The sequence below is a fragment of the Belliella alkalica genome (assembly GCF_022549785.1).
GTDB lineage: Bacteria > Bacteroidota > Bacteroidia > Cytophagales > Cyclobacteriaceae > Belliella > Belliella alkalica.
In genome coordinates, this window is the sequence record NZ_JAKZGO010000013.1 from 119,567 (window position 1) to 129,838 (window position 10,272).

Consider the following 10,272-nt stretch of genomic DNA (forward strand, 5'->3'; position numbering starts at 1 on the left):
ATTGTTTCAGAATTAGTTTTCCAAAAGCTCTTTGAACTTCTCGATTGACAAAACTTCTTCTGTCAAGTCTATATTTTCTTTGACAAAGGTCAACACTTTTTCGTTTTGAACAGATGTCATCATCTGCATGTAGTTTTGTCCTTCGTTTCCTTGAAGGTAATTATCTACAAACATATCCATACTGTCTTCCAATTGTGCGCCTAAGCCCGAAGATGCAAATTGTTCTCGAACCATTTCCTTGGTTTTTTCGATCACATCAGCATGCTCTGCTTTGATTTCATTCGCTTGAGCTATTTCATTTGAAATGATAGTCCAAGACAATTGCTTCGCATAGATTGGGTACTCTTGGTCTACTTGCTCTTGAGTGACTTTTCCTTCATTGGCTTTTAGTAACCACTCTTTTAAGAAATCTTCAGGAAGGTCGATCTTTGCACTACCAATTAAAGTTTCTTTGATCTTTTCATCGCTGTATACTTTGATTTCCTTATTGTAGTTTTCTGACATGATGGAATTTACTTTTTCCAAAAATGCTTCTTCAGATTCTACTTGGTTTGGACCAAACACTTTATCAAAAAACTCTTGGTTCAATTCAGCCAATTCGGTTCTGTTGATGTTTTGTACTACAAAAGTGAATTTGCCAGAAAGTTTTTCAACTTCAGACTCTTCTACACCAACCGTCTCTGCTAAGTCTTCTTTGATCGCTTTTGATGGATCAAATTCAACGATGTCACCTTTTTTCAAGCCTATGAATTTCTTCAATGACCTTCCGTCAACTTTAGATAATGGAAGAGAGAACGTCTTTTCAAAATCACCATCTACAGCTTTGATGTCACCATATATGAAGTCTCCTTCTTGGCTTTCATCTGGATTTGTCATTTTACCATATTGGCTACGAAGATTTTGAATAGCTTCATTGATGGTTTCTTTGTCCATCTCTACACTGTAGCTAGTAGCGTTGATATTTTTGTCAACAGAAATTTTAACATCTTCAACAAAGCCGATTTTGTATTCAAAATCAAATTCTTTTTGAGTATTCCAATCGATTTGATCAGCATCTTCAATTACCGGAAGGGGATCACCCAATATTTTAAAAGTTTGGGCTTTCAGATAATCATTTAAAGAAGTAGAAAGGATACTGTTTATTTCATCCACCAATACGGAAGTACCGTAAAGTTTTTTCACCATCGTAACTGGCGCTTTACCAGGTCTAAAGCCTTTGATGTTGGCTTTCCTTGCGTATTCTTTAACTTTAGCATCAACCTTTGGTTGATAATCTGCTTCATTTAACTTAATTTTAACTGAAGCTTGATTTGCTGAATGCTTGTCTAATGTGATTTCCAAGGTATATTGATTTTGATTTGTCTTTAACTAAAAACCCTCAATCTCTTTTCGTCATTCGAATCGCTTAAAGCTATTTCGAAATCGGAACCGTGATTGAGGGTTTGAAAACGTGCGGATAGAGGGACTCGAACCCCCATGCCTTACGGCGCTAGATCCTAAGTCTAGTGCGTCTACCAATTTCGCCACATCCGCTTATCTAATGTGGATGCAAAGGTAATCATGAATTTTAAACTTGCAAAAGTTGGAGTGAAAATATTGAAAAAAAGTTTAAAAAAAATTTAAGAATGCCCTTTTAATTAAATAGAGAATTGTTTTACCTTCGAATATATGATACAAGTAGATCTAGAAGAAGAAAGAAAAGAGATCCTAAAGCGTTATCGGAAGTTGTTGAAGTTGGCAAAGCCACTACTCAAGTCTGGAGATGCAAAGATTATCAAAAAGGCTTTTAATGTCTCCAATGAGGCTCATAAGGAGATGAGAAGAAAGTCAGGTGAGCCTTACATTTATCATCCGTTAGAAGTTGCATTAGTATGTGTGGAAGAAATTGGCTTAGGTCCTACCAGTATTGTGGCCGCACTTCTTCATGATGTAGTTGAAGACACAGATTGGGAATTGGAGGATATAGAAAGGGAGTTTGGGCCAAAAGTGATGCAAATCATCGATGGGTTGACCAAAATATCTGGCGTATTTGATTATGGTTCTTCGCAACAAGCTGAGAACTTTAGAAAAATGCTTTTGAYACTATCAGATGATGTGAGAGTTATTTTGATCAAAATTGCCGATAGATTGAACAACATGAGGACTCTTGGGAGCATGCCGCGTCACAAGCAGCTTAAAATTGCATCTGAAACAATGTATCTTTATGCACCTCTAGCACACCGCTTGGGCCTTTATACCATTAAGTCAGAATTAGAAGATCTATATCTAAAATATACCGATACTGATACATACAGTTTTATTGTAGAGAAAATCAATGAAACCAGACTTTCGAGAAATAAGTTTATCAAAGCTTTTATAGCTCCTATGGAAGAGGAACTTACAGATCAAGGCTTCAAATTTACAATAAAGGGAAGACCAAAGTCTATATATTCTATTTACAATAAAATGAAAAAACAAAATATACCTTTTGAAGAGGTATATGATCTTTTTGCTGTTCGTATAATTGTAGATACAGAAGTTGATAATGAGAAAGCTGACTGCTGGCAGGTATATTCTGTTGTCACAGATTTTTATAGACCAAATCCAGATAGACTAAGGGACTGGATTAGTACTCCAAGAACTAATGGCTATGAATCTCTACATACTACTGTTATGAGTAACACTGGTCAATGGGTCGAAGTACAAATCAGAAGTCAAAGAATGGACGACATTGCTGAGCGAGGATATGCGGCTCATTGGAAGTATAAGGATCGTGAAGCTGCAGCTACAAAAGCATCTACTGGACTTGATGATTGGATTACCCAAGTTCGGACCCTACTTGAGACTAATGATGGCTCTGCAATAGAGTTTATGGATGATTTCCGTGGCAATCTATTCCATGACGAAGTATTTGTATTTACACCAAAAGGTGATCTCAAAGTAATGCCAATAGGTGCTACAGCATTGGATTTTGCATTTGAAATCCATACGGAAGTAGGGGCAAAGTGCATTGGTGCCAAAGTAAATCAAAAATTAGTTTCTATCAATCACAAGCTTAAAAACGGCGATMAAGTAGAAATTCTCACTTCAAACAAGCAAAAACCCACTGAAGATTGGTTACACGTGGTAGTAACATCACGTGCAAAAGCAAAAATTAAAGATGCACTTAGGGAGGAGAAGAAATCTTCTATTTTGGACGGTAAAGAGGTAGTTCAAAGGAAATTGAAACAAATGAAGCTTGATTTCAATTCTGAAGTCGTGGAGCAGTTGAGAGCTTACTTTGAAACTAAAACAGCAAATGAGTTTTACTATAAAGTTGGAAAGGGTATTATTGAATCTACTTCTATCAAAGGATTTAAGGATTTTAAGGAAGAGAAGAGGCAAAAAGGAAAGGCTTCTTTTGAAGTAGTGAAAGATGAGTCGAGCTTCACAAAAGAAATCAAAAATCTCAAAGGCCCTGACCATGACCAATTATTGATTGGAGAAGATATGGATGTGGTTGACTACGTTTTGGCAAAATGCTGCAATCCCATACCTGGTGATGATGTTTTTGGCTTCGTTACCGTAAATGAAGGTATCAAAATTCATCGTACATCTTGTCCTAATGCATTGGAACTTTTATCTAACCATGGAAATAGAGTGATCAAAGCCAAATGGACAAGTCAACAAGAGATTGCTTTCTTGGCTGGATTGAGGATTGTTGGTACTGATAGAGTTGGTTTGATCAATGATGTGACAAAAGTAATTTCAAATGAACTTAAAGTCAATATGAGATCCATTACAGTAGATTCTGATGCAGGGATTTTCGAAGGTACTATCAAATTGTATGTTCATAGTACACAGCATTTGGAAAAGCTAATGGAAAATTTAGGTAAGGTAGAAGGGATTATTAAAATAACCAGATTTGATTATTAAGTGATTTCTGCAATTTTATCCTTGTAAATACAGGTTGATTTAGATTTTTGACTCTCAAATCTCAGAAAGCTAATTTTTACTTTTTGTGAAAATAATAATCAAGTTTGGCTGATGGTACATTTTAATATCTCAATTCTACTTATTTGATTCGAACATAAGTAGGATTGTGGATATTCGTATTTATTTGAATCATTTCTAAATAAGAACAGTTATATTTGAAACAAAAAAGTGAGACAATGGCCTTGAATGAATCCCTATACGAAGAGGTAAAGAAAATTTTTACAGCCTATCTGGAAAATAAAAAACTCCGGAAGACTCCTGAACGTTATGCTATTCTTGAAGAGATCTATGGAAGAGGAGGACATTTTGATGTGGAATCTCTGTATATCAGCATGAAGAACAAAAACTACCGTGTAAGCAGAGCAACAGTCTATAATACGCTTGATCTACTGGTAGAGTGTGATTTGGTTACAAAACATCAGTTTGGACAAAATCTTGCCCAGTATGAAAAATCTTATGGATACAAGCAGCATGACCATTTGATTTGTATTGATTGCAACCAAGTTAAAGAGTTTTGCGATCCGAGGATCCAAAATATTCAGAATACAGTAGGAGATATTCTAGATTTTAAAGTACTACATCATTCCTTGATTCTTTATGGTAATTGTACCAAAGAAAAATGTGAACATAAACCAATTGTATGAAACTAACCTATCAAACCGAACAAAAGGAGACTACACACTTTTTATATATCCAAGGTGATTTAATCGGTGACGATGTAGGTCCCAAATTAGTTGAAATCGTAACAAACTCGGTGAATGATAAGATCAAAAAATTTGTCATTGACTTGAAGGAAGTTAGATATATTTCTTCTAGTGGAATTGGGGTTTTGATAACCATGCTTACTAAAATGAGAAATTCGGGAGGGGAAGTATATCTTACTTCTCCATCAGAACATGTCAAGAAGCTTTTGATAATTACTAAATTGAATAACATCTTTACAGTCTTTGACACCCTGGAAGAGGCAAAAGAGAAACTAGCATAGGTTTTACAAAATCTTTACAATAAAAAATGTTTAAAGGAATAATAAATAACATGAATTCCTTGCAATTTTTTATCCTTATTCCAAACTTCGCCACTCAAAAAGAAAACAAACAATCAGCAAAAGTAAAATCAAATGAAAATGGATGTGTTATTAGGCCTGCAGTGGGGCGATGAAGGAAAAGGTAAGGTTGTCGATGTACTTGCTCCACAATATAATGTAGTCGCTCGATTTCAGGGAGGGCCAAATGCAGGTCATACATTAGAGTTTGATGGAATAAAGCATGTCTTGCATCAAATACCTTCTGGGATTTTTAGATCAAATCTAACAAACATCATAGGGAATGGAGTGGTGTTGGATCCAGTAGTGTTGAGAAAAGAGATAGAAGGATTGAAAAAATTCAATATTGCTTTCAATGAGAACTTGTTCATATCTAAGAAAGCAACGATAATTATCCCTACACATAAGCTTCTTGATGCTGCTTATGAAAAATCCAAAGGTGATAAAAAAATTGGATCAACATTAAAAGGTATTGGACCAACTTATCAAGACAAAATAGGGAGAGTAGCATTGAGGGTTGGGGATATTCTTGCAGAAGATTTTGAAGCAAAGTATAATACTTTGGTAGAAAAGCACAAAACTACACTGTCTTTTTACGATTTCCCTTTAGAGGAATTACCAGAACTTGAAAAAGTGTTTTTTGAATCAATTGAGTTTTTCAAGACTTTAAATTTAATTGATAGTGAATATCAAGTGAATGATCACCTAGCTAAAGGTGATAAAGTTTTAGCAGAAGGTGCACAAGGATCACTTCTTGATATAGACTTTGGAAGTTACCCTTTTGTTACTAGTAGCAGCACAATGACTGCCGGGGCTTGTACTGGATTGGGCGTAGCTCCTTCCAAAATCGGCGAAGTCTATGGAATTTTTAAGGCTTACTGCACTAGGGTCGGGAGTGGGCCTTTCCCAACAGAACTGTTTGATAAAGATGGGGAGGATATGAGGAAAGAAGGCAATGAGTTTGGCTCAACAACTGGCAGACCAAGACGTTGTGGTTGGATAGATTTACCAGCTTTGAGATATTCTATCATGATCAATGGGGTAACACAGTTATTCATGATGAAAGGAGATGTGTTGAATATTTTTGAAAAAATCAAAATATGTACGCACTACGAGCTTCCAGATGGTACTCGAGTGGATAGATTGACTTATGAACTCAATGATCAAGATGTGAAGCCAATTTACAAAACAGTAAATGGATGGAACAAATCACTTTCAGGAGTTACAGCATATGATGGTTTTCCTCAGGAATTGAAAGATTATGTGAATATTCTGGAAGAAGAGCTTCAGGTACCCATCAAGATGGTGTCTATCGGACCTGATAGAATACAGACCATTTTGAGGTAAAAAACTGGACATAGTTTAATAAGGCTTTTGAGATATCTCGAAAGCCTTTTTTTATTTTAAATCAAATTGTATAATTTACATATTGATTAAAGTATACATACTAACTCCCTTTTGCCAGATGGCATTAAACCCAAAAATAAGCTATTCTATATTTTTCATTATTCTCTTTGCAAATTGTATTGCAATAAAATCAAATGGACAAATTGGTTTTCCGTATTGTGAAACTTTTGATGGTGGAAGTACTCAATCTTCTACTGTCTTTGGCGGAAGTGCTGTGTTGAACTCCGGAGTATTAAGGCTGACGAGTAATCAAAATGATCAAAGTGGTTTTGTTTATATTGACATTCCTTTTTCATCAACATTTGGAATCAAGGCATCTTTTGAATATTTCTGTTATGGAGGTACTGGTGCTGACGGTTTGACAGCATTTCTTTTTGATGCTGATATAGCAAATTTTTCACCAGGTGGGTTCGGAGGTTCCTTGGGGTATGCAAGAAGGGATAATGAAGCAGGACTTTCAGGGGCTTATCTAGGAATTGGTTTTGATACTTTTGGAAATTTTGGAAATAACACACAAGGAAAAATCGGAGGATTTCCTGGAAACGAAGGAGGTTTTCATCCAAACTCAATTGTTGTAAGAGGTCCTGGTCAAGGAATTTCTGGGTACCGATATATTGTTGGAAAAAAAGTAAATGAAGGTGGTGTGTTTGGCTTGCCTGTAACTCAAAGGTTTTCTTTGAGTTCAGGTGGTCAAGGAACGAATAGGGTTGTTGATCCTCAGAATCCTGGTTATAGACAAGTTTTTTTAAATCTCGAACCCAATCCCAATGATGTAGGCTATTTATTGACCGTAGAAATGTTAGTGACTACCGAAGCAGGTAATCCAAGGTCGGTGACTATTTTTAATCAAGAACCTTATCCTTTTGGTGCTCCAGAAGAATTGAAAATAGGATTTGCTGCCTCGACAGGTGGAGAAAATAATTTTCATGAGATTAGAAATGTTATTGTCGAAGTTTCCAATCAAGAGGGACTAACCAATCCAGAAGGTGTAGATATTGATGATGTTGCGTCTTGCGCTGGTCAGGAAAATACTTATGACCTTTTTAATTCAAATATCATCCTCACAAATGAAAATTCAACCTTAAGATGTATCCAATTTTATGAGACTATAGAAGAAATTCAGGCTGAGGAAGAAGATATTTGTTCTCAAGGAAGTTGTAGGGCTGAAAACCGAGAATTGATTTTAGCTGAAGGTATATTTAGATCAGATCAGAGTGGGGGAGGATTTACCTTTTTTCCAAATCCTGAATTCATCAATCAATATGTAGAAGTTTTTTATACTATAACAGATAGTTATGGAAAACGATCTTTAGGAAACAAGCTAAGACTGTTAGTTCAGGAATCACCATCACCTGTTCGGATAGAAAGTGAAAACCTTTTGCCGAGCCAAGATGAGATTAGACTATGCGAAGGACAAACTGTGAATTTTATAGCATCAGGTAACGAAATATACAACAGGTTTGAATGGTTTTTTAATAATGAAATAATTGCTGGTGATTTTGGGAGTTCAATAGAAGTCTCAACCCCTGGAGAGTATAAAGTTCTTGCCTTTAATGATAAAAATTGTCCTGCAGAATCTAATTTTGTTACCATTGTAAATCCAGATTTACCGGAATTTGAAATTGTGAGTCCTGTCGTTGGCTGTGAGCCAGGAGAAGGTGTGGATCTTAGATTATTTATTACAGATTATAATGAAAACCTATTTGATTATGAAATAAAGAGTCAAGAGGGAGTTCAGTTGACTAATGAAGAACTTTCCCAAGTTTCAAATTCAGGAGAGTATTTATTTAGGTTCAAGCATAAGGATTTAACTTGCTGGTCTGAAGAGATTGTTTTTCAAGTGATCATAGTAGAGGAGCCACTTTTTTCTAATTTTGACTATGAAGTTGATGGAACAGGTATAAAAACAGATGAACAAGGAGGGATCTTTATTGATGATCCAATAAGGTTCATTAGTGAAACTACAGGTGGTGCTGTCAGTTGGTTTTGGGATTTTGGAGATGGAAACACAAGCATTGAAGAATCGCCAATTCATATATTTGGACAAAAAGGGAATTTTGAGGTGTCTCTAACTATATTGAATGAACTCGGGTGTGAAGATATATTTACAAAAGAATTGGCTTTGACCCAATCTTTTCGTGTGATGTACCCTACGGGATTTACTCCAACCCAGTCAGAGAATCAATTTTTCAAACCAAAGTTTAAAGGTGTCGCCAAAATGGAAATGAGTATTTTTAATATATGGGGGGATTTGATTTTTCAAACAAGCGATGTGAATTCAGAAGGTTGGGATGGTCGGGTCAATGGAGAGCTTGTGCCCGGAGGGAGTTATATTTTTAAGGTGAAAATGGAATCCTTTGACGGGGATATGATTGAAGAAAGTGGGAGGTTTCTATTAATAAGATGAGAATTAGCAACTTATTCTTTGTTTTGATTTTGCTATTTTCCTTTGGAGTAAAGGCGCAAGACGTTCAGTTTTCACAATTTTATTCAGCTCCTTTATATTTAAATCCAGCGTTTGCAGGAAGTTCAGAAATGACAAGGGTTGGATTCAATTTCAGAAATCAATGGCCTTCTCTCGATCAGACCTTTGTGGTTTTTTCAGCTTATGCAGATGGTTTTATCCAACAAAAGAACTCAGGCTTGGGATTGGTTGTGAATGGAAGTAGGGAAAGCTTGACAGGGTTTCAAAATTCAGAGATAGGATTGCTGTATTCTTATCGGTTGAGAGTAGGGGAGAAAGGTTTTTTGCATATGGGTGTTCAAGTTTCATACGCTGCGAGGTCCGCAAGTTTTGATGATATTATATTAAGTACGCAATTGGATATAGATAGAGGTGTTGTAACCCCGGGGAATGGTCTTGTTGATCCAGATGAAAGACAAAGATCGTTTGCTGATTTACACTCTGGGTTGTTATATTATAGTGAAAAAATTTGGCTGGGTGCTTCTGCACATCATTTATTAATGCCTGAACTCTCTTATCTTCAGGATGACCAATTTCGGTTGCCAATCAAGTATTCATTGCATGGTGGTGTTAAGTTTGATTTGACACCAGGTTTTATAAATGATTATTTCAACAATACACGACAAGAAAGAACCGTCGCCATTGCTTTTAATTACAAGAAACAAGGGGTATTTGATCAGTTGGATGTAGGGACGGAGTTTTATTTTGAGCCAGTTATTTTAGGAGTTTGGTATAGGGGATTACCGACACAGTTTGGGTTACCAAATAATGAAGCGTTGATAGGTGTTTTAGGCCTGACACTCAAAAATGGACTTGATGTTGGTTATAGCTATGATTTTACGTTATCTCAATTAGGTTGGAGGAATTCTGGAGGTGCTCATGAAATCTCACTTAGATACTCTTTTGTAGATGAATTTTTGAATAGGAGACAAGTTAAAAGATTACCAACCTTTCGATACTAAACTTATTTCAAAACTTTTCTAATTGGTTTTCAGGTATTTTGGTAATGTTGTAAAAATACTTTGAGTATAGTAGTTGTAAAGTTGGGAAAAAGTTGCACTTTTGCAATCCCAAACGGGGGAAAGGTTGACACAGAAACACAGCGAGGGCAAAAAAGAATTAAATATTTTCAATGTTTTTTTTTGCGGTTTTAAAAAACATTTCTACCTTTGCAAACCCAACTCGGAAGAGGGTTTGTGGAATAGGCCTGAGAGGGTTTCAAGACACCGGAAAGTCGGTGTATAAGTTCATTGAAGTACTGTAAGACAAAGAGACAGAGACAAAGCCTTAGGGCTAGTTTCGCAATAATAGATAGAGAATATATATCCATTGGCGTCAGGAACAAAGAGATTATAAAGATCTCTACAAAAAACTTTACAATGGAGAGTTTGATCCTGGCTCAGGA

7 protein-coding genes and 1 tRNA gene are annotated in these 10,272 nt (G+C 35.9%); 6 read left to right on the forward strand and 2 right to left on the reverse strand.

Translation table 11 applies throughout. The annotated features are described in order from the left end of the window. Positions 1-12 precede the first annotated feature (12 nt). Together tig and MM213_RS15070 are read right to left on the reverse strand one after the other, a co-directional pair. Entirely contained in the window at positions 13-1,341 is a 1,329-nt protein-coding gene (tig, locus tag MM213_RS15065; RefSeq protein WP_241413591.1) for a trigger factor, read from the reverse strand. 110 nt (positions 1,342-1,451) lie between these two features. After that, positions 1,452-1,533, reverse strand: a tRNA-Leu gene (locus MM213_RS15070). Positions 1,534-1,668: 135 nt separating this feature from the next. On the opposite strand from MM213_RS15070, the gene MM213_RS15075 reads away from it, so the two are divergent. The 6 genes from MM213_RS15075 (at position 1,669) to MM213_RS15100 (ending at position 9,829) form a co-directional block, all read left to right on the forward strand. Further along, positions 1,669-3,894: a RelA/SpoT family protein gene (locus MM213_RS15075; RefSeq protein ID WP_241413592.1), complete on the forward strand. Its 2,226-nt coding sequence runs from the start codon at positions 1,669-1,671 to the stop codon at positions 3,892-3,894. 236 nt (positions 3,895-4,130) lie between these two features. Continuing rightward, on the forward strand, positions 4,131-4,598 hold the full coding sequence (locus MM213_RS15080) for a Fur family transcriptional regulator (protein ID WP_241413601.1): 468 nt from the start codon (positions 4,131-4,133) through the stop codon (positions 4,596-4,598). Then, on the forward strand, positions 4,595-4,939 hold the full coding sequence (locus MM213_RS15085) for an STAS domain-containing protein (protein WP_241413593.1): 345 nt from the start codon (positions 4,595-4,597) through the stop codon (positions 4,937-4,939). Before MM213_RS15080 ends, MM213_RS15085 begins: the two co-directional genes overlap by 4 nt. 132 nt (positions 4,940-5,071) lie before the next feature. Continuing rightward, positions 5,072-6,343, forward strand: coding sequence for an adenylosuccinate synthase (locus tag MM213_RS15090; protein ID WP_241413595.1), 1,272 nt, complete (start codon positions 5,072-5,074; stop codon positions 6,341-6,343). A gap of 118 nt (positions 6,344-6,461) precedes the next feature. After that, positions 6,462-8,810, forward strand: a complete 2,349-nt coding sequence (locus tag MM213_RS15095; RefSeq protein WP_241413597.1) for a PKD domain-containing protein — start codon at positions 6,462-6,464, stop codon at positions 8,808-8,810. Further along, complete coding sequence (locus MM213_RS15100; RefSeq protein ID WP_241413598.1) at positions 8,807-9,829, forward strand: PorP/SprF family type IX secretion system membrane protein; 1,023 nt, start codon at positions 8,807-8,809, stop codon at positions 9,827-9,829. Before MM213_RS15095 ends, MM213_RS15100 begins: the two co-directional genes overlap by 4 nt. Positions 9,830-10,272: the final 443 nt, after the last annotated feature.